19 protein-coding genes are annotated in these 24245 nt (G+C 73.7%); 5 read left to right on the top strand and 14 right to left on the bottom strand.

Annotated features, from left to right (window positions below):
* Positions 1–85 precede the first annotated feature (85 nt).
* The 4 genes from ACIGXJ_RS26555 to ACIGXJ_RS26540 all read right to left on the bottom strand — a co-directional run bounded on the left by ACIGXJ_RS26555 (position 86) and on the right by ACIGXJ_RS26540 (position 4293).
* Positions 86–1075, bottom strand: coding sequence for a malate dehydrogenase (locus ACIGXJ_RS26555; RefSeq protein ID WP_399650067.1), 990 nt, complete (start codon positions 1073–1075; stop codon positions 86–88).
* A gap of 336 nt (positions 1076–1411) precedes the next feature.
* Positions 1412–2713, bottom strand: a complete 1302-nt coding sequence (locus ACIGXJ_RS26550; RefSeq protein ID WP_399650064.1) for a DUF2690 domain-containing protein — start codon at positions 2711–2713, stop codon at positions 1412–1414.
* Positions 2714–2975: 262 nt separating this feature from the next.
* Complete coding sequence (locus ACIGXJ_RS26545) at positions 2976–3449, bottom strand: DUF3017 domain-containing protein (protein ID WP_399650061.1); 474 nt, start codon at positions 3447–3449, stop codon at positions 2976–2978.
* A complete protein-coding gene (locus ACIGXJ_RS26540) occupies positions 3436–4293 on the bottom strand; it encodes a bifunctional methylenetetrahydrofolate dehydrogenase/methenyltetrahydrofolate cyclohydrolase (RefSeq protein ID WP_399650058.1) in 858 nt (285 codons plus the stop codon). The genes ACIGXJ_RS26545 and ACIGXJ_RS26540 overlap by 14 nt, the downstream gene beginning before the upstream one ends.
* A gap of 268 nt (positions 4294–4561) precedes the next feature.
* On the opposite strand from ACIGXJ_RS26540, the gene ACIGXJ_RS26535 reads away from it, so the two are divergent.
* Positions 4562–5101, top strand: coding sequence for a hypothetical protein (locus ACIGXJ_RS26535; protein ID WP_399650055.1), 540 nt, complete (start codon positions 4562–4564; stop codon positions 5099–5101).
* A 98-nt stretch (positions 5102–5199) separates the two neighbouring features.
* Here the strand turns inward: ACIGXJ_RS26535 and purH are convergent, their stop codons facing one another.
* On the bottom strand, positions 5200–6765 hold the full coding sequence (gene purH / locus ACIGXJ_RS26530) for a bifunctional phosphoribosylaminoimidazolecarboxamide formyltransferase/IMP cyclohydrolase (RefSeq protein WP_399650053.1): 1566 nt from the start codon (positions 6763–6765) through the stop codon (positions 5200–5202).
* The gene (gene purN, locus ACIGXJ_RS26525) at positions 6762–7400 is read right to left on the bottom strand and encodes a phosphoribosylglycinamide formyltransferase (RefSeq protein WP_399650050.1); all 639 of its coding nucleotides are present in this window, start codon (positions 7398–7400) and stop codon (positions 6762–6764) included. Before purN ends, purH begins: the two co-directional genes overlap by 4 nt.
* A 329-nt stretch (positions 7401–7729) precedes the next feature.
* Between purN and ACIGXJ_RS26520 the strand changes: the two genes are divergently transcribed.
* Positions 7730–8554, top strand: coding sequence for a hypothetical protein (locus tag ACIGXJ_RS26520; protein ID WP_399650047.1), 825 nt, complete (start codon positions 7730–7732; stop codon positions 8552–8554).
* On the opposite strand, the gene ACIGXJ_RS26515 is transcribed toward ACIGXJ_RS26520, so the two are convergent.
* Entirely contained in the window at positions 8551–10506 is a 1956-nt protein-coding gene (locus ACIGXJ_RS26515) for a DUF6350 family protein (RefSeq protein WP_399650044.1), read from the bottom strand. The two genes, ACIGXJ_RS26520 and ACIGXJ_RS26515, sit on opposite strands and share 4 nt — an antisense overlap.
* Before the next feature lie 96 nt (positions 10507–10602).
* Here ACIGXJ_RS26515 and ACIGXJ_RS26510 point away from each other — a divergent pair, with 96 nt between their 5' ends.
* On the top strand, positions 10603–11793 hold the full coding sequence (locus ACIGXJ_RS26510) for a helix-turn-helix domain-containing protein (RefSeq protein ID WP_399650041.1): 1191 nt from the start codon (positions 10603–10605) through the stop codon (positions 11791–11793).
* A 316-nt stretch (positions 11794–12109) separates the two neighbouring features.
* Here ACIGXJ_RS26510 and sucD read toward each other — a convergent pair whose 3' ends face one another.
* The 3 genes from sucD to ACIGXJ_RS26495 form a co-directional block, all read right to left on the bottom strand.
* Positions 12110–12994, bottom strand: coding sequence for a succinate--CoA ligase subunit alpha (gene sucD / locus ACIGXJ_RS26505; RefSeq protein WP_399650038.1), 885 nt, complete (start codon positions 12992–12994; stop codon positions 12110–12112).
* A 27-nt stretch (positions 12995–13021) separates the two neighbouring features.
* Positions 13022–14203: an ADP-forming succinate--CoA ligase subunit beta gene (sucC, locus tag ACIGXJ_RS26500; protein ID WP_399650035.1), complete on the bottom strand. Its 1182-nt coding sequence runs from the start codon at positions 14201–14203 to the stop codon at positions 13022–13024.
* Positions 14204–14733: 530 nt separating this feature from the next.
* On the bottom strand, positions 14734–15747 hold the full coding sequence (locus ACIGXJ_RS26495) for a hypothetical protein (protein ID WP_399650032.1): 1014 nt from the start codon (positions 15745–15747) through the stop codon (positions 14734–14736).
* Between the two features lie 176 nt (positions 15748–15923).
* Here ACIGXJ_RS26495 and ACIGXJ_RS26490 point away from each other — a divergent pair, with 176 nt between their 5' ends.
* Together ACIGXJ_RS26490 and ACIGXJ_RS26485 are read left to right on the top strand one after the other, a co-directional pair.
* Positions 15924–16406, top strand: a complete 483-nt coding sequence (locus ACIGXJ_RS26490; protein ID WP_399650030.1) for a hypothetical protein — start codon at positions 15924–15926, stop codon at positions 16404–16406.
* Positions 16407–16736: 330 nt separating this feature from the next.
* Positions 16737–17021 carry a hypothetical protein gene (locus tag ACIGXJ_RS26485; protein ID WP_399650028.1) on the top strand — a complete coding sequence of 95 codons (285 nt, stop codon included), beginning with the start codon at positions 16737–16739 and terminating at the stop codon, positions 17019–17021.
* 276 nt (positions 17022–17297) lie between these two features.
* On the opposite strand, the gene ACIGXJ_RS26480 is transcribed toward ACIGXJ_RS26485, so the two are convergent.
* The 4 genes from ACIGXJ_RS26480 to ACIGXJ_RS26465 form a co-directional block, all read right to left on the bottom strand.
* Entirely contained in the window at positions 17298–18236 is a 939-nt protein-coding gene (locus ACIGXJ_RS26480) for a hypothetical protein (RefSeq protein ID WP_399650025.1), read from the bottom strand.
* Positions 18237–18475: 239 nt separating this feature from the next.
* Positions 18476–19633, bottom strand: coding sequence for a VWA domain-containing protein (locus ACIGXJ_RS26475; RefSeq protein WP_399650021.1), 1158 nt, complete (start codon positions 19631–19633; stop codon positions 18476–18478).
* A 299-nt stretch (positions 19634–19932) separates the two neighbouring features.
* The gene (locus ACIGXJ_RS26470; RefSeq protein WP_399650018.1) at positions 19933–22539 is read right to left on the bottom strand and encodes a DUF5682 family protein; all 2607 of its coding nucleotides are present in this window, start codon (positions 22537–22539) and stop codon (positions 19933–19935) included.
* Between the two features lie 297 nt (positions 22540–22836).
* The gene (locus ACIGXJ_RS26465) at positions 22837–24129 is read right to left on the bottom strand and encodes an AAA family ATPase (protein WP_399650015.1); all 1293 of its coding nucleotides are present in this window, start codon (positions 24127–24129) and stop codon (positions 22837–22839) included.
* Between the last annotated feature and the right edge of the window lie 116 nt (positions 24130–24245).

The following is a 24245-nucleotide window of genomic DNA, read 5'->3' as shown; positions in this document are numbered from 1 at the left end:
CGCACAGTCGGCTTCCGGGAGTTCCGGTGGCCGGTGTGTGATCGACTATAGCCCACACCGGCCGCCGGGGTCACATCACCGAGGCTCAGATGAGGCCGAGCGCGCGGACCGCGTCGCGCTCCTCCTCCAGCTCCTTGACGGAGGCGTCGATGCGGGTGCGGGAGAACTCGTTGATCTCCAGGCCCTGGACGATCTCGTACTTGCCGTCCTTGCAGGTGACCGGGAAGGAGGAGATCAGGCCCTCCGGGACGCCGTAGGAGCCGTCCGACGGGATGCCCATGGAGACCCAGTCGCCCTCGGCGGTGCCGTTGACCCAGGAGTAGACGTGGTCGATGGCGGCGTTGGCGGCCGACGCGGCCGACGAGGCGCCACGGGCCTCGATGATCGCCGCACCGCGCTTGGCGACGGTCGGGATGAAGTCCTCGGCCAGCCACTTCTCGTCGTTGACGACCTCGGCGGCGTTCTTGCCGGCGACGGTGGCGTGGAAGATGTCCGGGTACTGGGTGGCGGAGTGGTTGCCCCAGATGGTCAGGCGCTTGATGTCGGCGACCGTGGAGCCGGTCTTCTTCGCGAGCTGGGTCAGCGCGCGGTTGTGGTCCAGGCGGGTCATCGCGGTGAAGCGCTCGGCCGGTACGTCCGGGGCGGCGGCCTGGGCGATCAGCGCGTTGGTGTTGGCCGGGTTGCCGACCACCAGGACGCGGATGTCGTCGGCGGCGTGGGCGTTGATGGCCTGGCCCTGCGGCTTGAAGATGCCGCCGTTGGCCTCCAGCAGGTCACCGCGCTCCATGCCCTTGGTGCGGGGGCGGGCGCCGACGAGGAGGGCGACGTTGGAGCCGTCGAAGGCGACGTTCGGGTCGTCGGTGATCTCGATGCCCTGCAGGAGCGGGAACGCGCAGTCGTCGAGCTCCATGGCCGTGCCCTCGGCGGCCTTGAGCGCCGGGGTGATCTCCAGCAGGCGCAGCTTGACCGGCACGTCCGCGCCGAGCAGCTGGCCGGAGGCGATGCGGAAGAGCAGGGCGTAACCGATCTGGCCGGCCGCGCCGGTGACGGTGACGTTCACGGGAGTGCGGGTCATGGCGTTCTCCGTATGAAGCTGGCGGGGGGCGGCACTGCCCCGGGGTGCGGACGTACAGATGATCGATCTCTTGGTATCAAGAGATCCACCAGCGGTCAGGCTATCGCGCCCGCGTGTTCCCGGGCGTCCGGGTCGGTGTGGCCCACCCCACAGGTCGCCACGAAGAACGGCGGCCGCCCGTCCGGGAGAGGAGAGACGGGGCGGCCGCCGGGCGGGGGTACCGATCGGGCCGGACTCCCGTGGGGGTTACCGGTCGCGTGCCCCGGATCCCGGCGGCCATTCCTGCTTCGGGAGAGATTTCCGCGGAATCCTCCCGCGGATCTCCCCGTCAGGCGGTCACTGCGTGCAGCCGGTGGTGCCGGCCGCCAGCGTGACGCAGGCGACCGCGTCGCCGGCGTCCTTCACCGCCACCATCGGCGTGTAGGCGATGGTGTCGCCCGCCGTGCCGGTCGTGCCGGTCTCGGTGCGCTTGCCGGCCGTCACCTTCACCTCGTCGCCCTGCGCCGCCCCGGTGATACGGCCCCAGGCGGCCTGGCAGGTCTTGCTGTAGCGGACCTCCACGACGGTGGTGCCGACGGTGGCCGACCGGGCCGTGGTCACCAGCTCGCCGCTGCAGCCCATGGCCTCGGCGTCCTTGCCGCCGCAGCTCTCGCCGCTGCACTTCACGCCGGGCGGCAGCTTCGGGGCGGTGCTGGGGGTGGGCGAGGGCTTGGTGCCGGTGCCCTCGTTCTTCTTGCCGCCGCCGTCGAGGAACAGGAACACCCCCACGGCCACGACCACCACGCCGAGGACGCCCGCGACGATCATCGTCGTCCGCCGCCCGCCCCCGCCGCCGGAGGGCGCCCTCCGGGTGCCGCGCGGCGGTTCGCCGTAGGCGTGCGAGGGCAGCGGCGCACCGGCCGGGGCGGCCGTGACGCCGGGGCCGGCCGGACCGCCGGGGCCGCCGGGACCGGCCAGGGGAGCCGCGCCCGTGTTCGCGCCCGTGCCGGGGCGGCGGCCGCCGCCCGTCGGAGCCGGTCCGCGGTATCCGGCGATGTTCCAGGAGTTGACGCCCGGCTCCGGGGAGGCGGAGGGCTGCGCGGAGGTGCGCGGGCCCGCGTCGCGTACGCCCGCGTCGTGGACGCCCCCCTCGCCCGCACCGGTGGCGCGTGCGCCGGCGCCCCGTACGTCGGCGTCGGCGCCCGTCGGCTGGGGCGGCACCGTGGGAGCGGCCCCCGCGGGGCCCGCGAGGCCGGGTGCGGCCGTGGCGCTGCCGCCCTTGCGGGCCTTGCCGTTGCGGGCGTTCGCCGGCGGCGCCCCGAACTCGCTGAGCGCGGCGCGCGCAGCCGATATCCGGATCGCCTCCATGGTCATGTCGTGCCGCATCTCGGCACGGCTCCACGCCCGTTCGGCGAGCTCCCACATGGTGGTGAGGTGGACCGGGTTGGTGCCGGTGACCTCGGCGAGGGCGACGATCGCGCCCTTGGGCGCCAGCAGCCGTCCGTTCAGATAACGCTCCCAGGACGTCTTGCTGTAGCCGGTCCGGTCGGAGACCGCCGCGATGCTCAGCCCGCTGCGGTCCACCAGCCGCCGCAGCTGGCTGGTGAACTCTCTGATCTGCGGATCGAGTTCCTCGGGCAAGGCCTTCCAGCGAGGCATCGCTTCCCCCTCTTCCCCCCGGTACGTGCTCATGTCTGTCCCGCGCGTGGTGCCCATGGGGGCGCTCGGGAGCTTCGGGGCCGTGGGCATGCACCGTTGCACGCCCGCGGGTCCGCGGTCCAGTGTTCCACCGACCGCGGCCGGGACCGGAGGCCACCCCCGGACTTGTCGATACATCGACACAACGGTCACACGGGCGGAACCTCAACCGTCCCGGCGGCCTCCGGGGGCCGGCCGGGACGGGTGGGGCGCCCCGGCCGGCTCAGTTGTCGACCGTGAAGTGCAACGCGTCCTTGAAGAAGGGGATCTCCAGCCACGGCTTCGGCTGGACCATCATCGCCAGCAGCACGATCGCCAGCCCCAGGACGCCGTAGGTGGCGATGTCCGTGAAGCGCGAGCGCACCGCGAGCATGCCGACGCCGGGCAGCAGCCAGCGCAGTACGGCGCCGCCGAGCAGGGCGGCGCCGACCAGCAGGGTGCCGACGCGGAACTGGTCCAGCGCGGTCAGCAGCAGGCCGAGAGCGACCGTGGCGAGCACGGCCAGGATCGGCCACTGCCGGGCGGGCACCGAGGCGGCACCCGGCACGGCCCGGCCGCTGCCCTCGGGGCGTGCGGTGTCCCGGGTGACGCGCGGGAAGCGCCGGGTCGTACGGCGCGGGCGCCCCTCGGCGTCGGGCGCGCTGACCGCGTCCCGCACGACCGGCTCGTCCTCCTCGGGCGTCCTACTGTCCGACACTGCGCTCGGCCGCCTCGACGACGTTGACGAGCAGCTGGGCCCGGGTCATCGGGCCGACACCGCCGGGGTTGGGGGAGATCCAGCCGGCCACCTCGCGCACGTCCGGGTGGACGTCGCCGACGATCTTGCCCTCGGCGCTGCGGGAGACGCCGACGTCGAGGACGGCCGCACCCGGCTTGACGTCCTCGGCGCGGATCAGGTGGGCGGAACCGGCCGCCGCGACGATGATGTCGGCGCGCCTGAGGTGGGCCGAGAGGTCCTTGGTGCCGGTGTGGCACTGGGTCACGGTGGCGTTCTCACTGCGCCGGGTCAGCAGCAGCGGCATCGGGCGGCCGATGGTCACACCGCGGCCGACGACCACGACCTCGGCGCCCTTGATCTCGACGCCGTAGCGGCGCAGCAGGGTGAGCACGCCGTTGGGGGTGCAGGGCAGCGGCGCGGGCTCGTTGAGGACGAGCCGGCCGAGGTTCATCGGGTGCAGGCCGTCGGCGTCCTTGGCCGGGTCCATCAGCTCCAGGATGCGGTTCTCGTCGATGCCCTTGGGCAGCGGCAGCTGGACGATGTAACCGGTGCAGGAGGGGTCCTCGTTGAGTTCCCGTACGACCGCCTCGATCTCCTCCTGGGTGGCGGTGGCGGGCAGTTCGCGCTGGATGGAGGCGATGCCCACCTCCGCGCAGTCGCGGTGCTTGCCGGCGACGTACTTCTGGCTGCCGGGGTCGTCCCCGACGAGGATCGTGCCGAGGCCGGGCGTGACGCCCTTCTCCTTCAGCGCCGCCACGCGGGCGGTCAGATCGGACTTGATCGCGGCTGCGGTGGCCTTGCCATCGAGAATCTGGGCGGTCATACCCCCATCCTCCCGGATGACCGCCCCCTGGTTCCAATCCGGGCCCTTCCTGGGCGTCGTACCGGTGACATGCCCGTTTCTCCCCGTGATCGCCGATGTTGCACTTGCACAACACCTGGGGTTCCGGCTGGACAAGTGTGCGACGGCTGAAGAACGATGAGCGGACAGTGCCGCGGGCAGCACCGGGGGGACGCACCGCTTCTGTGACTTTTCCTCCGCACGATGCCGCGCGTCGTCCCCGCACTCGGACAACGGAGGAAAGAGCGCCATGAGTTTCGGCGACCCCAACAACCCCTACGGCACCCCGCAGGGCCAGCAGCAGGGCTACGGCCAGCCGCAGCAGCCCGGTTACGGCTACCCGTCCGCCCCGCCGGTCGGCTCGTACGCGGCGCCCGCGCCGGCGACGATGCCCGGCACGGTGAGCACCGCGCGCATCCTGCTGTGGATCATCGTGGGCCTCCAGGTCATCGGCACGGCGCTGTACGGCTTCGCCGCCGCGGTCGTCGACAAGGCGAAGGAGGAGGACGACACCTTCGCCACGCAGATCGCCGACTACCCGACCGGTGTGATCTGGGGCATCGCCGCGCTCGCGCTGGTGTGGCTCGTGTGGAGCGCCGTCCTCGCCACGAAGTTCAACTCCGGCGGCAACGGCACCCGCGTGACCATCCTGGTCTTCGGCATCCTCACCGCGCTGCTCGCGCTCGTCTTCACCATCGCGGGCATCGTGCACCTGGTGTTCGGCATCCTGATCGCCGTCTTCGTCGGCAACTCCAAGGGCAAGGCCTGGTTCAACCGGCCGCGCTACTGAGCGACATCACGTCCAAGGGCCGCGTCCGTCCCCCTGGGGGAAGGGCGCGGCCCTGGCGCGTTGCGGGGCCGGGCCCCGAGGGGCCCGGCTCCCGGGGCTCAGTGGAAGAAGTGGCGCGTGCCGGTGAAGTACATCGTGACGCCCGCCTTCTTCGCGGCCTCCACGACGAGTTCGTCGCGGACCGAGCCGCCCGGCTGGACGACCGCCTTGACGCCGGCCCCGGTCAGGATCTCCAGGCCGTCGGGGAACGGGAAGAAGGCGTCCGAGGCGGCGTAGGAGCCCTGGGCGCGCTCGGCGCCCGCGCGCTCGACGGCCAGCTTGGCGGAGTCGACGCGGTTGACCTGGCCCATGCCGACGCCGACGGAGGCGCCGTCCTTGGCGAGCAGGATCGCGTTGGACTTCACCGCGCGGCATGCCTTCCAGGCGAAGGCGAGCTCCTTGAGCTCCTCGGCGCTCAGCGCCTCACCCGTCGCCAGGGTCCAGTTGGCCGGGTCGTCGCCGTCGGCCTGGAGGCGGTCGGTGACCTGGAGCAGCACGCCCCCGTCGACCGGCTTGACCTCGACCGGGCCGCCGGGCGCGGCGGGGGCCTTCAGGACGCGGATGTTCTTCTTCTTGGCGAGGGCCTCCAGCGCGCCCTCCTCGTAGTCCGGGGCCACGATGACCTCGGTGAAGATCTCCGCGACCTGCTCGGCCATCTCCTTGCTGACCGGGCGGTTCACGGCGATGACGCCGCCGAACGCCGACAGCGGGTCGCAGGCGTGCGCCTTGCGGTGCGCCTCGGCGACGTCCGCGCCGACGGCGATGCCGCACGGGTTGGCGTGCTTGATGATCGCGACACAGGGCTCGTCGTGGTCGTACGCGGCACGGCGGGCGGCGTCCGTGTCCGTGTAGTTGTTGTACGACATCTCCTTGCCGTGCAGCTGCTCCGCCTCGGCCAGGCCCGCGCGCGTGCCGTCGACGTAGAGGGCGGCCGGCTGGTGCGGGTTCTCGCCGTAGCGCAGGGTGTTCTTGCGCTCCCAGGTGGCGCCGAGGAAGTCGGGGAACCGGGAGTCGTCGACCGGGGCGTACTCGCTCGCGAACCAGGAGGCGACCGCCACGTCGTAGGCGGCGGTGTGCTGGAAGGCCTCGGCGGCGAGCCGCTTGCGCGTGGCGAGGTCGAAGCCGCCGTCCTGGACGGCCGCGAGGACGTCGGCGTAACGGGCGGGGCTGGTCACCACGGCCACCGACGGGTGGTTCTTGGCGGCGGCGCGGACCATCGAGGGACCGCCGATGTCGATCTGCTCGACGCACTCGTCGGCCGAGGCGCCGGAGGCGACGGTCTCGCGGAACGGGTAGAGGTTGACGACGACCAGGTCGAACGGCTCGACGCCGAGCTCCGCCAGCTGCTGCCGGTGGTCCTCCAGGCGCAGGTCGGCGAGGATGCCCGCGTGGACCTTGGGGTGCAGGGTCTTCACCCGGCCGTCCAGGCACTCGGGGAAGCCGGTGAGCTCCTCGACCTTGGTGACGGGGACCCCCGCCGCGGCGATCCGGCCGGCCGTGGAGCCGGTGGAGACCAGCTCGACGCCCGCCTCGTGCAGCCCGCGCGCGAGCTCCTCCAGGCCGGTCTTGTCGTAGACGCTGACCAGTGCGCGACGGATGGGCCGCTTGTTGCTCTCGGCGGTCACTGGATAACTACCTTTCGTCCCTCAATGCGATAGCCGTTGCGGGCGAGCCGCCCCACGACGTCGACGAGCAGCCTTCGCTCGACTTCCTTGATGCGCTCGTGCAGCGCACTCTCGTCGTCCTCGTCCCGGACCTCCACCACGCCCTGCGCGATGATCGGCCCGGTGTCGACGCCGTCGTCGACGAAGTGGACGGTGCAGCCGGTGACCCTGGCGCCGTACGCGAGCGCGTCGCGCACGCCGTGGGCGCCGGGAAAACTGGGGAGGAGGGCCGGGTGGGTGTTCACGAACCGGCCGCCGAAACGGGCCAGGAACTCCTTGCCGACGATGCGCATGAACCCGGCGGACACCACCAGGTCGGGCTCGTACGCGGCGACGGCCGCGGCGAGCGCGGCGTCCCACTCCTCGCGGGCCGCGAAGTCCTTGACCTTGCAGACGAAGGTCGGCAGCCCGGCGCGCTCGGCGCGGGCGAGCCCCTCGATGCCGTCCCGGTCGGCGCCGACGGCCACGATCTCGGCACCGTAGGCCTCGGAGCCGACGGCGGCGATCTCGTCGAGCAGCGCCTGGAGGTTGGTGCCGGATCCGGAGACCAGCACGACGAGGCGCTTGGCACGCTCGGCCACGGGCTTGGCGGCCACGGTGGGGCCCTTTCTCGGGGGTGCGTCTGTCCGGGCCGGCGACCGCACGCGCGTGGAGTTTGTACGTTCGTACGAATGCTTCGCCTCCCCCGATACGGGGAAGCCTACGAAGCGGCCGGCCGTCAGCAACGATACCGGCACTCCGGACGGCCCCCACGGGACGGGGGCGTGGCCGGGAGGTAGCGTCTGGGAGGAGCCGGGTCGGGAACGCGCGTCGCGCGTGGTTCGTTGAGCACTCGACAGACGCCGACGGACACCGACGGACCCGGTTCGCTCGTCGTCGTCAGTCGTTGTCAGCAGTCGTATCACCGAGGGAAGACGCCCACTTGATGCCCCACCGCAGCCTGCGACTTCTCACGCTCCCCCCGCAGCCGGCGCAGGGAGGGGAGCGCGGCGGCCTGCTGCTGCGGGAGCGCTCCTCCTCCTCCCCGCCGGACGCGCACTCGGGCGGACCGGGCGGACAGGACCCGCGGGGCCGGGAGAGCGAGGGCCGCGAGGAGAACCCCTTCGCCCCGCCCCCTGAGGGCACTCCCGACCGGCCCTGGCAGCCCCGGCACCCGTCCCCCGGCGAAGGCTCCGGTGACGGGCCGGGCGACGGCGCGGGTGACGGCTCGCGCGGCGGCGCCCCGTGGGGCAGCCGATGGAGCGACCGCCAGCCCGGCCGCTCCGGCGGCGGCTTCGGCGAGCGGCCCCGCCCGGACCAGGAGGACGGGTCCGGCGGCCCCGGCGGCGGCCGGCCCGGCTCCGGCATGCGCTGGGACCCGACCGACCCCGCGCAGCGCCGCGCCCGGTATGCCCTGCTGTCCGGTATGTGGGCCTTCTTCTTCGCGCTCTTCGGCTGGCCGTACGTCGCCCTGATGCTGGGCGCCCTCGCCCTCTACTGGGGCATCGACTCCCTGCGCACCCGCCCGCGCACCCCGGACCCCGACCGGCCCGCCCCGGAGACCCCCGGCCGCTCCCATACCACCTCGGCGGTCGCCGGCCTGGTCACCGCGTCCCTCGCGCTTCTGCTGGTCGCCGCGTCCTTCACGGCCCAGCTGGTGTACCAGGACTACTACACCTGCACCAAGGACGCCCTGACGGCCGAGGCCGAGCAGTCGTGCAGCGAGCTGCTGCCCAAGGAGCTGCGCGGGGTCCTCGGGGCGGAGAGCTAGGGCCCACCGCCTGCATCCGGGCCCTCCTGTCCCGGCAGGGCCTCCCCCGGGTCCGGCCGGAGTGCCGCCGCCTCCCTCAGCGCGGCCCAGCGGGCCTCGCCGATGCCGTCGTCGCGCACGGGCCAGGGCGAGGGCGGGGCCGGGGGCGGGTCCGCGGGGAGGAAGTCGTACGGCTCGAAAGCGGGGTAGGCGTCCGAGGCTCCGTAGGGATCGCGGGCGTCGTAGGTGTCGTCGAGGTCGTGGGAAGCACGGAGGCCGCCGGGGTCGTAGGCGTCCGCGGGGTTGCGGAGGGTGCTGGGATCACGGGGGTCGGGGGCGCCCGCGAGGTCGTGGGCCGCACGGGCGTCGGTGTCGGCCTGGGCCTCTCCCCCGCGGCGCGTGGCCTGCGTGGGCCGGGGCTCCGCCGCCGCGGCCCGGGCCTCGGACGAGCCGTCGGGGCGGACGGGCTCCGGCGGGGTCAGGGCGCGCTGCCGGGCGATACGCGGCCGCCGCGGGACCCGGTTCCGGCCCCGGCAGCGCCAGGCGTGGGCGCCCAGGACCACGGGGAGCGCGGCGAGGACGCCCCAGGCCAGGGCCGCCGCCCCGGACTGCCACCACAGCGGCCCGAAGCGTGCGAGCGCGGACACCCCGAGCGGGCCGCCGGACAGCGCGGCCGCCACAGCGAGCGCGCCGGCGCACAGCGCGACCGCGAGCCCGGCCACCTTGGCGGTGCGACGCAGCGGCCAGGGCTCGGGGGCTTCCGCGTCGGGCAGGTCCGCGCCGCGACGCCGAACCGCCCCCTCGAACCGCGGGCCGGGGCGCCGTCCCCCGTCACCCGCCGCCGGCCCGGCCGCGCGGCGGTCCCCGCCCCGGGTGCCCGTCCCGCCCGCTGACCCGGCGTCACCGGGCCGCCCCGGCGCCCCCGCTGCCGCGCGGGCCACGAACCACGCCACCGTCACCCCCGCCGCGACCGGCACCGCCGTGGCCGCCCAGTTCAGCGGGGTGCCCGGGCCGGGGCCGGGGACCGCGGCCAGGAGCGGGAACGGGGGGAGCAGCGGGGCCGGGTCGGAGGACAGGAGGCCGGTGAGATGGCCGGTACCGAGGGCGAAGCCGGGGCCGAGGGCGTAGCAGGCGGCCCAGACGGCCGCGTTGGGGACCAGCGCCAGGCACAGGAGGAGGACGGCGAAACGGCCGGACCAGCCCTCCGTCAGCTGGGCGAAGGACGCGCGAGCCGTGTCGCCGTGCCAGACCAGGGAGGCCGTGAGGAGCAGGGCGCCGCCGCCGATGTGGACGCCCAGTCCGGCCGCCGCCGCGCGGGCGGCCGTGCCGAGCCGGGCCCTGACCCGCGGGTCCAGGGCGAGCCGGCGGGGCCGGGCCGGGAGGAGGAGCAGCACGGAGTCGAGGGCGTCGCGGGGGCGGCCGTACGCCGTCCACACCCCGGCACCGGCCGCCGCGGTCGTGACGAGCGGCAGACACAGGCAGGTCCAGGGCCAGTCCGGGCGCAGGTCCCCGCCGGCCGCGTACAGCGCGGCGGGGGCGGCGACGGCGAGATAGCCGAGGACGACGCCCGCCCACGCCGTGCGCCGGCTCACCTGCCGCTCGTCCTCCCCCGCGTCGACCGCGTCGCGTGCCGCGCGGTGCAGCAGCCACACCGGCAGGGCGAGCAGCAGCAGCGGGGTGAGGCCGACGGGCGCGGGGGCGCCGGACAGCGAGTCGGCGCGGACCAGTTCGGCGCCGTGCGCCAGCAGCCACAGCGCGGCCGCCACATGCAGCGCACCGCCGGGCCCGCTGTCGGGATACGGCGAGCTGATCCACAGCACCATCACCAGCACCGCGAACGAGCCGAGCCCCAGGCCCGCCGCGAGCACCCCGCCGAGGAGGCCGGCGGCCAGCCCGGGCGAACGTCCGCGCATCCGGGTGAGCAGGAGCGAGAGCGGCGGTCGGCGAGCGGTCATCGGGATCACGGACGTCATGCTCCCAACGACACGCGCTTTCCCGTCGTAACAGGCGAACCTCCGACGTGTCACCCAATATGTGCTTATGTTTCTTATCGTACGAAGGGGCCCCCTGTGACACAGAGCCCTGCGACCCCTCTCCCTCCCCCGAAGGAACGCCGACGCCTGCGGGAGGCCGCCCGGCTGACCCAGGGTCAGCTCGCCGCGCGGGTGGGTGTCACCCGGGAGACGGTGCGCGCGTGGGAGACCGGCCGCACGACTCCGCGCGGCCGCAAGCGGGAGGTGTACGCCAAGGTACTGGCCTCCCTCGCCGATCCGGCCGCCGTGGAGAAGGCTGCCGTGGAGAAGGCTGCTGAGGAGAAGGCTGTGGAGGTCGCGCAGAAGGCGGAGCCGGACACCGAGGTGACGGCACGTCAACCCGTGGTCGCGGTGGCGGCGCCCCTGGAGGCACCCGCCGCCGAGCCCGTCGTACAGCCGCGGCCGCTGCCCGGGCCCGAGGTCGGGGAGACGCTGACACCGGCTCAGGCCTTCGACGCGCTGTACGGGTTCTGCGCGCCCGCTCTCGTGCGGCAGGCCTATCTGCTCAGCGGGCGGCGCGAGCTGGCGCGGGAGTCGGTCGAGTGGGCCTTCCAGCTGGCCTGGGACCGCTGGCCCGAGGTCGCCGTGGACCCCGACCCGGCGGGCTGGGTGCGGGCGGCGGCCTACGAGTACGCCCTCTCCCCCTGGCACCGCTTCCGCCCCCGCTACCGGCACCCCGAGCCGCCGCCCGCCGACGCCGCCGACCGCGCGCTGCTGGACGTCCTGCTCCAGCTCCCGGCGCCGTACCGCAGGACGCTGGTGCTGCACGACGGCGTCGGCCTGCGGCTGCCGGAGACCGCGGCGGAGACGGAGGCGACCACCCCGGCGGCCGCCTACCGTCTGATGCACGCCCGTGAGGAGGTCGCCGCACGGCTGCCCGAGCTGTCCGACCCCGTCGAACTGGGCCGGCGCCTCGCCGAACTGGCCTCCGCCGAGCGGCTGCGCGCGGCCCGGCCGCCCGTCGTCCGGGCGGGCAGCGAACGCCGGGCCCGGTTCTGGACCCGCGCCGCCATCGCCTTCACCGTCGCGATCATCGGTGCCACCGCGCTCACCCTGCGCACGGCTCCCACGCATTACGAGCCACCCGTCGCACCCGGTGAGACCGTGCCGGGCGTGCCCCCTCGGGCGGCGCCGGGGCCGCTGTCGGACGAGGAGCTGGAGCTGCGCGCCAAGCTGCGGCGGGAGACGGCGAACGGGCCGGAGCGGCTGGTGCCGCAGGTGCGGTGAGCGTCCCGGCGGTCCGGTCAGCCGTCGTCCGGTGGTCCGGTGGTCCGCTCGTCTGGTCGTCCGGTCGTCCGGTCGTCTGGTCTTCTGGTCGTTCGATCGTCCGGTCGTCCGGTGTGGTCCGGTCGTTCGGTGTGGTCCGGTGGTCCGTGGTGACATGCGCGAGGCCCGCACCCCGTGGGACGGGATGCGGGCCTCGTGTCGCCTGTGCGGGCGGTTCGCCTGCGCCTGCGGTTCGCCCGGGTGGGCGATGTGCCCAGGCGGGCGGTTCGCCCGGGTGGGCGGTTCGCCCGGGTGGGCGTCAGCCGTTGCGGCCGGTTCAGCCGGCGAGGATCTCGCGGGCCAGCTTGGCGGTCTCGGTCGGGGTCTTGCCGACCTTGACACCGGCGGCCTCGAGGGCCTCCTTCTTCGCCTGGGCGGTGCCGGAGGAACCGGAGACGATGGCGCCGGCGTGGCCCATGGTCTTGCCCTCGGGCGCGGTGAAGCCCGCGACGTAGCCGACGACCGGCTTGGTGACGTTCTTCGCGATGAAGTCCGCGGCCCGCTCCTCGGCGTCGCCGCCGATCTCGCCGATCATCACGATCAGGTCGGTGTCGGGGTCGGCCTCGAACGCGGCGAGGGCGTCGATGTGGGTGGTGCCGATGATCGGGTCGCCACCGATGCCGACGGCCGTGGAGAAGCCGATGTCACGGAGCTCGTACATCATCTGGTAGGTCAGCGTGCCGGACTTCGACACCAGGCCGATGCGGCCCGGCTTGGTGATGTCGCCCGGGATGATGCCGACGTTCGAGCCGCCCGGCGTGATGATGCCGGGGCAGTTCGGGCCGATGATGCGGGTCTTGTTGCCCTTCTTGCCGGCGTACGCCCAGAAGGCGGCCGTGTCGTGCACGGCGATGCCCTCGGTGATCACGACGGCCAGCGGGATCTCGGCGTCGATGGCCTCGACGACCGCGTCCTTGGTGAACTTCTCCGGCACGAAGATGACGGAGACGTTGGCGCCGGTGGCCTCGATGGCCTCCTTGACGGTGCCGAAGACCGGTACCTCGGTACCGTCGAAGTCCACGGTGGTGCCCGCCTTGCGCGGGTTCACGCCGCCCACGACGTTGGTGCCGTCGCCGAGCATGAGCTTGGTGTGCTTCATGCCCGTGGCGCCGGTCATGCCCTGGACGATGACCTTGCTGTCCTTGTTGAGCCAGATAGCCATGGTGTGTTGTGTCCTCGTCCTGAGTGCTTACTTGGCGGCGTGGGCCAGCTCGGCGGCCTTGGCGGCCGCGCCGTCCATGGTGTCGACGCGCTGGACCAGCGGGTGGTTGGCGTCGGTGAGGATCTTGCGGCCCAGCTCGGCGTTGTTGCCGTCGAGGCGGACGACGAGCGGCTTCTCGACCTTCTCGCCGCGGTCCTCGAGGAGCTTCAGGGCCTGCACGATGCCGTTGGCGACCTCGTCGCAGGCGGTGATGCCGCCGAAGACGTTGACGAAGACGGACTTGACGTCCGGGTCGCCCAGGATGATCTCCAGGCCGTTCGCCATGACCTGGGCGGAGGCGCCACCGCCGATGTCCAGGAAGTTGGCGGGCTTGACGCCACCGTGCGCCTCACCGGCGTACGCGACGACGTCCAGGGTGCTCATGACGAGACCGGCACCGTTGCCGATGATGCCGACCTCGCCCTCGAGCTTGACGTAGTTGAGGCCCTTCTCCTTGGCGGCCGCCTCGAGCGGGTTGGCGGCGGCCTTGTCGTGGAGCTCCTCGTACTCGGGGTGACGGAACTCGGCGTTGTCGTCGAGCGACACCTTGCCGTCGAGCGCGATGACCTCGCCGGAGGCGACCTTCGCGAGCGGGTTGACCTCGACGAGGAGGGCGTCCGACTTGAGGAAGGTGTCCCACAGCTTGATCAGGACGTTGACGACCTTGTCCGCGACCTCGGCCGGGAACTTGGCGGCCTCGACGATCTCGCGGGCCTTGGCCTCGTCCACACCGTCGATCGGGTCGATCGCGATCTTCGCGACGGCCTCCGGACGGGTGGCCGCCACCTCCTCGATCTCCATGCCGCCCTCGACGGAGGCGATGGAGAGGAAGGTGCGGTTGGCACGGTCGAGGAGGAAGGAGACGTAGTACTCCTCGAGGATCTCCGGAGCGGTCTCGGCGATCATGACCTTGTGGACCGTGTGGCCCTTGATGTCCATGCCGAGGATGTCCGTCGCGCGGGCGACGGCCTCGTCCGGGGTGGCGGCCAGCTTGACGCCACCGGCCTTGCCGCGACCACCGACCTTCACCTGCGCCTTGACGACGGACTTGCCGCCCAGACGCTCGGTGATCTCGCGCGCCGCCTCAGGCGTGTCGATGACTTCACCGGCCAGCACCGGTACATCGTGCTTGGCGAAGAGGTCCCTCGCCTGGTACTCGAACAGGTCCACGCGCTTCCGTCCCTATCAGTGATCTCGCGGTTCGTTGGATGCGTGGGCGTGCCGCGAAGGGCAACGTGACGTCCGCTGTGTCACAAGGGGGGCGCACACGGTGTCCGAGCGCGCGGCATGTCCGTCTCGCAGGTTATCTCTGCTTCCGTGGGCCCTCTAAATCGCGGGTCACACCTGAGCGGTGATACCTGTCACATGATGCCGCCCTCACTGACACGCCGTGCCAGTGGTGAGCGGACCCGACCGGAGACTCACCGAGCGCCGCCGGACCGGGTGAGGCCCCTGAGCAGGGCTTCTTCGGCCGTGGGGAGCTGTGGGGGGCTGGGCGCGGACCCGCGTGGGGGGTGGGGCGCGGGGGGTTCGGCCGTCCGGGTGGGGGCGGTGCGTGAGGGGGCCGGAGAGTGAATGCGGGCACCCGTGCGCGGGGGTGGTTGCCGGGGCTGCCGCGGTGCGGCCCCCGCCTCGCCCCGGGCGGTGGTTCACATGAGCGCCGAGGGCGAGGGCGGGGGCCGCTGTTCGGGTCCGGGTCGTCAGACGCGGGGGTCGACGTGGGGGCCGACGTGGGGTGCGTAGCCCGGGGTGGCGGAGCCGGCGACGGTCTGGGCGCCGCCGACGGCGTGGTGGGCGAGGGGGCCCGCAGTGGTGTGGACGGTGCCCGTCAGGTCCTGGGCGAAGTACCCGGCCTGCCCGGCGACCCCGTGCGCGAACGGGTCGACCTGGCCGGTCACGCCGCCCGCGAACGCAGCGACGTCGTCCGTGACGCCGTACGCCAGCGCGGTGCCGCTGCCACCGACGCCCCGCACGACCGGCTGCGCGGTCCGCCCGACCGTGCCGGCCACCTGACCGGCGAGGTATGTGACCCGGTCGACGGTCGGCCGGACCGCCTCGGCGACCCCGTGCGCGAACGCCGGCACCTCCTCTGCGACGCCGCCCGCGAAGCCGTCGGCCTGCCCGGCCACGCCGTACGCCAGCGGCGGTACGTCCGCGACGACGCCGCCCGCGAAGGGCCGCACATCACCCTGGACGCCGTACGCCAGCGCGCCCGCGTCCGCGACGGCCTGACCTGCGACGGGTACGACCCCCTGCACGACGGTGTGCGCGACCGGCGGCAGCACGGCGGCCGTGGTGTCCCCGGCGACCTGGCCGGCCAGCCCGGCCGCGTAGGGCGGCACGTCGGCCGCCACGCCACCGGCGACCCCGCGCACACCGGCGACCGCCCCTGCGGCGACCGGCTGCACCCCGGCGACGGCACCGCCGGCGACACCCCGCACGTCGGCGACCGCCTCCCCGGCGACGGGCACCACCCCGTGGACCAACCTGTCCGCGACGGGTCGTACGTCCGCCACGACGCCGTAAGCCAGCCCGGTCGCGGCATCGACGGTGTGGGACGCGGTCGCCCCGACCCCGGCCACCGCCTGCCCGGCGACGGGCACGACCCCCTGCACCGCACCACCCGCGGCGGGCCGCACGCCCTGCACCGCACCCGTCGCGACGGGCACCACCCCGCCCACGGCACGCCCGGCCACCGGCACGACCCCGTGCACGGCCGACCCCGTCGACCGCGGACTCCGCGACCGGCGGAACAGCGGCCTCGGCGGTCTCCCGCGCGACGACCGCGGCGGTGCCGGACGCCTGCCGACGGGCCGTGCCCGTCGCGGTGAGGACGGATGCCTGGGCTGTGCCGGCCGTGGTGTGAGCGGATGCCTGGACGGTGTCGGCCGTGGTGAGGGCGGACGTCCGGGCGGTGTCGGCCGTGGTGAGGGCGGACGTCCGGGCGGTGTCGGCCGTGCCGACGAGCCGCTGCCGGACGCCGTTCGCCGTGACCGTGACATGGGCCGAGTCGTGGGTGACGGAGGCGCGTGCGGCCGTGGCGGCGGTGTTCGCGGTCGTCCCGGCCGTGGTGGTGACCCGCGCGGCGCGGTCCTGCGCACCCGTGGCGGTCGGCTGCACCTCGTGGGCCGCGTGGGCCGCGTGGGATGCCTGGGCTGCCTGGGCTGCCTGGGCTGCCTGGGCTGCCTGGGCTGCCTGGGCCGGCGTACGACCCGCCGCGGCGACGGTCTGCTGCGTCCTGGTCCGTACGACGCCGTCGACGCCCTGCACCTGGGGGCGGGCCGCGCCCTGCGTGGTGTGCAGGCGCGTCTGCGCGGCGGCCAGCGCCTTCTCGAGCTCGGGCGCGAACGCCGACAGCGGACCGAAGAGGTAGTCGATGAAACCGCCGGGCGTGTGCGGCGGCGTCGGCATCTCGTCACCGACCCGGTCGGCAGTGGCCTCGGCGGCACCGGCGCCCGCCCGCACGGCCTCGGCAGCCCGCGCCGCCTTCTCCGCACGCGCCCACCGGGCCCCTTCGACGGCCTGCGCTCCCCGCCCCCTGGCGGCCTTCGGGACGCTCACCTCGGCGTCGACGTACCGCCGCGCCTGATCGTCGGCGCTCCCGCCGGTCGCGGCTGCGGTGCGCTGCGCGCCCTCGACCGCGCCGAGGGTGCTGTCGACGCCCTCCACAGCACTGCGGACGTCCTCGACCACGCCGGTTGCCGTGTCGGTGAGGGTGCGGGTGCGGGTGCCGGTGACGGACCCGGTGACGGACCCGGTGACGGCAGCGAGCGTGTCACCGGCGTCGGAGGTGGTCTCCGAGACGTCCACGACGTCCACGACGTCCGGGGTCTCCAGGGTGTCCGAGACATCCGGGAGCGACAGCGAGGAGGCGGGCAGTTCGTCGGCGCTCGCGACGGTGGAGCCGAGCGCCCACGCGCCGGTGACCCCGGCGGCGATCACGATGGACCGGCGGATGTTCTTGTTCATGCGTACGTCAGATCCTTAGGGACTTCCGCGGCACCGGAGCGTCAGGACTCCGGGCCCCGGAACGGCACGAGCTCCCCACACCGGGTCACTGACCACGGCCGGGCTCGCACCAGGGGACTTGGGGACATGGCGGCGTCGGTTCCGGGCGCGGTCCGGGAAAGGGGACCAGCGAACGGTGATGTCCTACGGCGCGCCGGCTTCCCGTCCGGAGGCACCACCTGGTGCGGCATCCGGAACGGGCGGGCAGACCTGATCCGCCCCCGCGCGGCAGGTCAACGGGGCGGTACGGCCTGCCCTAGCCGGGAAAGACAGGGATGTCCCGGTGCCGATCCCGGGTCCCGGGCACCTCGGCCCGCACGGCAGCGCCGGGCACCAGCCGCAGCGCCGCACTGTGATCCGGAGTCACGGCCCCCGCGTCCCCGTGCCGCGACGAGCCGGCGTCCCCCGCCGGACCGTTCACCGGCACACCTTCCACAGGCACCGGCCCGAGCGGGGCCCGCGCGCTGAGGGCGGGGCGCGCCGCGGTGCCGGCGGTGGCGGAGCCGGCGGTCGAGGTGCCGGGACACTGGAAGAGGCGGAGGGCGTCGGCCGACGGCCCCTGCCGCGAGGCACGGTGCCTTACCCCGTGGCGCGAGGCAGCCGAGCCTTCGACCGGCCTGTCAGGGCGCGAAGCAGCCGAGCCTTCGACCGGCCCATCGGCCACCTCGACGGCGAAGCCCCGCGGGTCGCCGGGCCTCAGCCCCACGTTCAGCCCATCGGCACCGGGCACCGCGGGAGAAGCCGGCAGCCCGGGCAGCTCACCCAGGCCGGGAAGACCGGGCTCGGGCTGCGCACTGGGCGGCAGGGAGAGGCCGGACAGGTCGGAGAGGCCGGACAGGCCGGGGAGAGCCGGCAGCCGGGGGAGCCCCTCGGACTGCGGGAACTGCTCGAGCTGCGAGAGCTGGTCCAGCCGCTGTGGCTGCCGAGGCTGGTCCGGCTGTCCGAGCTGGTCGGGCAGCGCAGACCCCTTGGGCGCCTCGGGCAGCTCGGACAGCTCGGGGGACTCGACCGAGTCGAGCGAGTCGAGCGAGTCGGAGGTGGAGGACAGCGCCGACGCCTCGGCCACCGTCCCCGAGTCAGTTGCCCCCACCGGCTCCGCCGCGCGGGCCTCCCCAGCCCACAGCAACCCGGCCACGAACAGTCCACCCACCAGCAGCACCACTCGCAGCGCATGCCGCCCCACCGCAGCGCGCATCACGCGCACAGCGGCCCCGGGCAACATGGCCGAGCTGATCAACGGGGGGTCCTCCGTTACGGCGGAACGAATCGCGGAGAGTCGGAGCGCTATCGCGTGTTCGATGTGAGGAGTGCGTGCGAGCGGTACTGCCAAGCGGAGCTCGACGCACCGGCACGGTCCTCGATCCTTGCACGGGACTCCTGAGGTTGCGCAAGCCCCCTGTTACCGATAGGTAGTCATATCCTTTTTCCACTCCGTCATGAGGTGTCCGGTATCGGAAGCGGGCGCTTCTCGATGGCCGCCGCCATCACCTCCGGAAACAGATCGGGCGTACAGGCGAAGGCCGGTGCGCCCAGCGCCGCCAACGCCGCCGCGTGCTCCCGGTCGTAGGCCGGAGCCCCTTCGTCCGACAACGCCAGTAGCGTCACGAACTGCACCCCCGCCGCCTTCATCGCCGCGACCCGCCGCAGCATCTCCTCCCGTATGCCTCCCTCGTACAGGTCGCTGATCAGCACGACCACCGTCTCGGCGGGCCGGGTGATCCGCGACTGGCAGTACGCGAGCGCCCGGTTGATGTCCGTGCCGCCGCCGAGCTGGGTGCCGAAGAGGACGTCGACGGGGTCGTGGAGCCGGTCGGTGAGGTCGGCGACCGCCGTGTCGAAGACGACCAGCCGGGTGCTGATCGACCGCATGGACGCCAGCACCGCCCCGAAAACCGACGCGTACACCACCGACGCCGCCATCGACCCCGACTGGTCGATGCAGAGCACGACCTCCTTCCGCACGGACCGCGACGCCCGCCCGTAGCCGACGAGCCGCTCGGGCACGATCGTGCCCTGCTCGGGCAGGTAGTGCTTGAGGTTGGCGGCGATCGTGCGGTTCCAGTCGATGTCGCCGTGGCGCGGCCGCTGCACCCGCGCACTGCGGTCGAGAGCGCCGGTGAGCGTGGCCCGGGTGCGCGGGGCGAGCCGCCGCTCCAGGTCCTCGACGACCTTGCGCACGACGGCCCGTGCGGTCTCCCTCGTCGTCTCCGGCATCGCCTTGTCGAGCGACAGCAGCGTGCCGACCAGATGGACGTCCGGTTCGACCGCCTCCAGCATCTCCGGCTCCAGCAGCAGCGTCGCCAGGCCCAGCCGGTCGATCGCGTCCCGCTGCATGACCTGCACGACCGAGGAAGGGAAGTACGTCCGGACGTCCCCGAGCCAGCGCGCCACCGACGGCGCCGACGCCCCGAGCCCCGCCGCACGCTCCCGCCCCGTCGTCCGTGACTTCTCCCCCTTTCCGTAGAGCGCGGAGAGCGCCCCGTCCATCGCCGCGTCCCGCCCGGCGAGCGCACATCCGGTGCCGTCCGCCCCGTCCCCGCCGAGCACGAGCCGCCACCGCCGCAACCGCTCCTGCACCGCGCCTTCCGCCATGCCGTCCCTTTGCTCGGCTTGCGCCTGTGTGGTTGCCACGTGGGTGTTTGCCGCCTGAGTGTTCACCGCCCGGGTGTCTTGCGTTGACTCCTCCACCTGTGCACCTTCCGCCTGGGTGCCTTGTGTTGGGTCCTCCGCCTGCGCGGCCGCTGCCGTAGCCTCCGCATCCCCGCCTTCAGCTGCGCCAGCCACCCGCGCACCGTTCGCCCGGGTGCCTTGCGTTGGATCCTCCGCCTGCGCGCCCACCGCCGTGTCCGCCGACTGCGCTCCCCCCGCCGCGCCTTCCGGCGCTCCCGCCGTCATCTCCTCACCCCCACAGCTCCTTCGCGGCCGGCGCCCGGCGCTCCCGTCTCCACAGACCCTCCGAGGCGCGTATCTGGCACCCCCTCCTCCGCCCGTTCTTTGAGGTCAGGACTCGGCGCCTCCGTCTCCCACCCGAGCAGCAGCCCTACCACCGGCAGCACGGCATCGGCCCGTTCCCTGTCCGGTTCGGCCGCGAACCCCGGTGTCCCGGCTCCGGCGACCGAGGCTCTCCCCCGCTCGGCCGGGCCGCGCCGCACCAGCTCGCCCAGCGTCCGGCGTACCCCGGGCTCGTACGCCGAGAAGGTGCGTCGCAGGAGGGGCAGAACGTCGGTGAAGGCCTCCGCCGGCACCCCGGTCAGCCAGTCGTCGACCAGGCCGAGGAGCCGCTCGTCGTGCACCAGCAGCAGCCCACCGCCGGAGCCTTCGCCCACGAAGCCCTCGATCCAGGCGGCCGCGCCAGCCGGTGGCGTGCCCGGGGACAGCTCCAGCCCCATCAGTCGCGCAGCCTCGTCCTGCGCCAGCCGTCCGCCGTCCAGCAGCAGCCGCACCGCTCGGCCCCGGATGACCCCCGGCACGGTCTCCCTCTCCGACAGGACCCCCAGCACCCCCTGCCAGCGAGCGCGCAGCCCGACGCGATCCCCGGGGCCGGGTATCTCCTCGTCGGTCAGCAACCCCACCGCCCCGTGCACGGCGTCCAGATGACGCCGCATCTCCTCGGCCGCGTCCGCGTCCAGCGCGGTGCAGGCCGGAGGCAGCCCCACGAAGACCCGCTCGGCCAGCCCGACGGCGACCTTCGCGAGCGCGCCGGTGTCCGTGCCGCGCACGTCTCCGTAGCGCAGTGAGCGCACCAGGGCGGGCAGGGCCTGGGCGAGGTGGCCGACGTCCGTGTCCAGCGCGGCACGGTCGGCGAGCACTCGCATCACCGCCGGCAGCACGTCGGACAGGCCCGCCGCCAGACATCGCTCGGCCAGAGCGGTCACCTCGGCGAGGGTCCGCGCGGCGACGGCGTCGGCCTCGGCCTTCGCGTTCGCCGCGGACAGCACGGTCGTCCCCCACACCCCCGCTTCGGCGACTCGCAGCGACAGCTCCGGCTCCCAGCGCAGCCGCCAGGTCTCCCGGAACGTCCCGGTGCTGCCCCGCGAGACGGCCGGTTCACCCCAGGGCACGCCCAGCAGCCGCAGCCGGTGCAGCAGTCTGCTGCGCTCGGCGTCGGTCTCCTTGCGCACGTCGAGCTCCAGCTCGCGCTCCGCCGCCTCCGGCCTGAGCCGCAGCCGGCGCTGCAGCCGGTCGAGGTCCCGCTGCAGGGGCACCGCGGGCGCCGAGGCGGGGACGTGCCCCAGCACGTCCCCCACCACCAGCCGGTCCTGCACCAGCGCCAGCGGCACGTCGGAGCCCTCGCACATCACCGCCCGTACCGCGTCGGTGGTCTCGCTCAGCCCCGGCAGGGGCCGGCCGCGCAGCGCGGCGAGCGTCTCGGCCAGCCGCACGGCCTCGATGACATGCGCCGGGGAGACAGTGCGGTCCTCGGCCCGCAACAGCCCCGCCACCTTGGTCATCCACCGCTCCACGGGCCGGTCCTGCGCGGCGAACAGATGCCCGTACCAGCCCGGCGAGTCGATCCCCGCCCCGTACCCTCCGGCCCGCGCCAGCCTGCGGTACGTCCACGGTACCCAGGTCAGCTCGGCCTTCACCTTGGGCAGTCCTTTGAGCAGTGCTCGGTCGGCCGCGACGGTGGTCCGCAACCGCAGCGCGGGAACATGCCACGCCCCGCACACCACGGCCACACCGTCCCCGAACTCTTTTTGCGCGGAGCGCAGTTGGAGCCGCATGTACGCCTCCCGCACCGGGTCCCGGTCGTGGCCGCCGGTCCCGCAGGCCTCCCGCAGTGCGCCCATGGCCTCCTCCACCGCGGCGAACGGAGCGAGCGGGTCCGTCCCGGCCGTGCCCCGGTGTTCGACGACGTCCTCCCACCAGCGCTCGGGGTCGTCGTATCCGGCGATCTCGGCGAGCACTGCGAGCGGGTCGAGCCGGACGTCCCGCCCGTCCGCACCCTCTGCGCCCCCCGAGTCCTCCGAGTCCTTCGAGTCCTCCGCGACCCGCGAATCCTCCGAGTCCGCCGCATCCCCGGCGGTCTTCGGGCTGTCGGCGTCGGTTGCGTCCTCCTCCTTCCTCCAGGCCAGCGTGTGGGTGGCGGGCAGGTCGATGAAACGGGCGGGGACCTGGTGCTCCAAGGCCCAGCGCAGGGCGATCCACTCCGGGGAGAAGTCGGCGAGCGGCCAGAAGGCCGAACGGCCGGGTTCGTCCACGGCATGGGCGAGGAGTGCCACCGGTGGCCGCATGTCCGGGTCGGCGGCCAGTGGCACGAGCACGTCGGCCTCGGGCGGACCCTCGATCAGCACGACTCGGGGCCGCACCTCGTCGAGCGCCGCCCGCACGGCCCGGGCGGACCCCGGTCCGTGGTGCCGCACCCCGAGCAGCACGGGCCCGGCCGCGGCGATGGCACCAGTACCGGCAGTGGCAGCGGCAGTGCCGCCAGAACCAGAACCGGCACTTGCCCCAGCCCCAGCCCCAGCCCCAGCCCCAGCCCGGATGTGCCCACTCATGCCGTCCTCAACTCCTCTCATTTCACACCCCCTTCGCTTCATGTGCGGCTGCCGCCGTTCTCGACCCGCCCGTCACCGCGGGTCTCACACCGTCCCGCTCCCGGCGTTCGCGGCTTCACTCATAAAGAGGCCCGCACCCCCGCATTTCGTTGCCCCGCGCTCCGCGCCAATCACAGTGAGTGACATCCGGCGGCTTCGGTCACCGCGGCCAGGCCGTGTCGTCGTCGGAGTGCATGTGCGTGGGTGTCGCCGCAGGCGTGCGGCCCTTGCTCGCGTGGCCCCAGATGGAGGTGTTGTTCACGCCGTCACCTCCCGGCAGGCGCGGTAGAAGTCCGTCCAGCCGTCCCGTTCGCGCACCACCGTCTCCAGGTACTCCTGCCAGACGACCCGGTCGGCCGCCGGGTCGCGGACGACGGCGCCGAGGATGCCGGCGGCGACATCGCCCGGCCGCAGCACGCCGTCGCCGAAGTGGGCGGCCAGCGCCAGGCCGCTGGTGACGACGGAGATCGCCTCAGCCGTCGAGAGGGTGCCGCTGGGCGACTTCACCTTCGTACGGCCGTCGGATGTGACTCCGTCGCGTAGCTCACGGAAGACGGTCACCACGCGGCGGATCTCATCGATCCCGTCGGGGACGGCCGGCAGGTCGAGCGAGCGGCCGATCTGGTCGACACGGCGGGAGACGATGTCGACCTCGGCCTCCACGCTCTCGGGCAGCGGCAGCACCACGGTGTTGAAGCGGCGGCGCAGCGCGCTGGACAGTTCGTTGACCCCGCGGTCACGGTCGTTGGCGGTGGCGATCAGGTTGAACCCGCGGACCGCCTGCACCTCCCCGCCCAGCTCGGGTATCGGCAGTGTCTTCTCCGACAGGATCGTGATCAGCGAGTCCTGCACATCGGCCGGGATACGGGTCAGTTCCTCGACCCGGGCCGTCATGCCCTGTGCCATCGCCCGCATGACGGGGCTGGGCACGAGGGCGTCGCGGCTGGGTCCGTGGGCGAGCAGCTGGGCGTAGTTCCACCCGTAGCGGATGGCTTCCTCCGGGGTGCCCGCCGTGCCCTGCACGAGCAGGGTCGAGTCACCGCTGACCGCCGCGGCCAGGTGCTCGGACACCCAGGTCTTCGCGGTGCCGGGGACTCCGAGGAGCAGCAGTGCCCGGTCGGTGGCGAGCGTGGTGACGGCGACCTCGACTATGCGGCGCGGCCCCACGTACTTCGGTGTGATCACGGTGCCGTCGGGCAGGGTGCCGCCGAGCAGATACAGGGACACCGCCCATGGCGACAGCTTCCAGCGGGCCGGGCGCGGCCGGTCGTCGTGCGCCGCCAGCGCGGCGAGTTCATCGGCGAAGGCGTGCTCGGCGTGCGGCCGCAGTGCCTCCGAGTCGGTCGTCCGGCCGGTGTCGGTCGGCTTGGCGGTCGCCGACTCGGCGCCCGGTTCCACGGTCGACGCGATGGCAGGTCCCGCGATTGGTTCGGGCGCCGGTCCCGCGATCGGTTCGGTGGCCGGTCCCGCGATCGGTTCGGTGGGCGTCGAGTCGTCGGTCGGTCGGGGGGTCGTCGGATCGTCGGGCTTCGTTTCGATGGACACGGACATGGCTGAGTGCCCCCTCCAGCTCGGCCGGTTCGGATCTGACATCCACCGTGCACCACACCACTGACAACGCGTTGCGACCTGCGCAAACGCCGGCGCCGGGCCGATTGTCAGTGGGG

The sequence above is a fragment of the Streptomyces sp. NPDC053367 genome, assembly GCF_044545925.1.
Taxonomy (GTDB): Bacteria; Actinomycetota; Actinomycetes; order Streptomycetales; family Streptomycetaceae; genus Streptomyces.
This window is presented reverse-complemented; position numbering and strand designations above follow the sequence as displayed.

Excerpts from the sequence above, each read along its gene's own strand:
- ACIGXJ_RS26555 (WP_399650067.1), bottom strand. The coding sequence starts at position 1,075 with ATGACCCGCACTCCCGTGAACGTCACCGTCACCGGCGCGGCCGGCCAG.
- ACIGXJ_RS26550 (WP_399650064.1), bottom strand. The coding sequence starts at position 2,713 with ATGCCTCGCTGGAAGGCCTTGCCCGAGGAACTCGATCCGCAGATCAGA.
- ACIGXJ_RS26540 (WP_399650058.1), bottom strand. The coding sequence starts at position 4,293 with ATGACCGCCCAGATTCTCGATGGCAAGGCCACCGCAGCCGCGATCAAG.
- ACIGXJ_RS26535 (WP_399650055.1), top strand. The coding sequence starts at position 4,562 with ATGAGTTTCGGCGACCCCAACAACCCCTACGGCACCCCGCAGGGCCAG.
- ACIGXJ_RS26520 (WP_399650047.1), top strand. The coding sequence starts at position 7,730 with ATGCCCCACCGCAGCCTGCGACTTCTCACGCTCCCCCCGCAGCCGGCG.
- ACIGXJ_RS26515 (WP_399650044.1), bottom strand. The coding sequence starts at position 10,506 with ATGACGTCCGTGATCCCGATGACCGCTCGCCGACCGCCGCTCTCGCTC.
- sucD (WP_399650038.1), bottom strand. The coding sequence starts at position 12,994 with ATGGCTATCTGGCTCAACAAGGACAGCAAGGTCATCGTCCAGGGCATG.
- ACIGXJ_RS26480 (WP_399650025.1), bottom strand. The coding sequence starts at position 18,236 with ATGCGCGCTGCGGTGGGGCGGCATGCGCTGCGAGTGGTGCTGCTGGTG.
- ACIGXJ_RS26475 (WP_399650021.1), bottom strand. The coding sequence starts at position 19,633 with ATGGCGGAAGGCGCGGTGCAGGAGCGGTTGCGGCGGTGGCGGCTCGTG.
- ACIGXJ_RS26470 (WP_399650018.1), bottom strand. The coding sequence starts at position 22,539 with ATGAGTGGGCACATCCGGGCTGGGGCTGGGGCTGGGGCTGGGGCTGGG.
- ACIGXJ_RS26465 (WP_399650015.1), bottom strand. The coding sequence starts at position 24,129 with ATGTCCGTGTCCATCGAAACGAAGCCCGACGATCCGACGACCCCCCGA.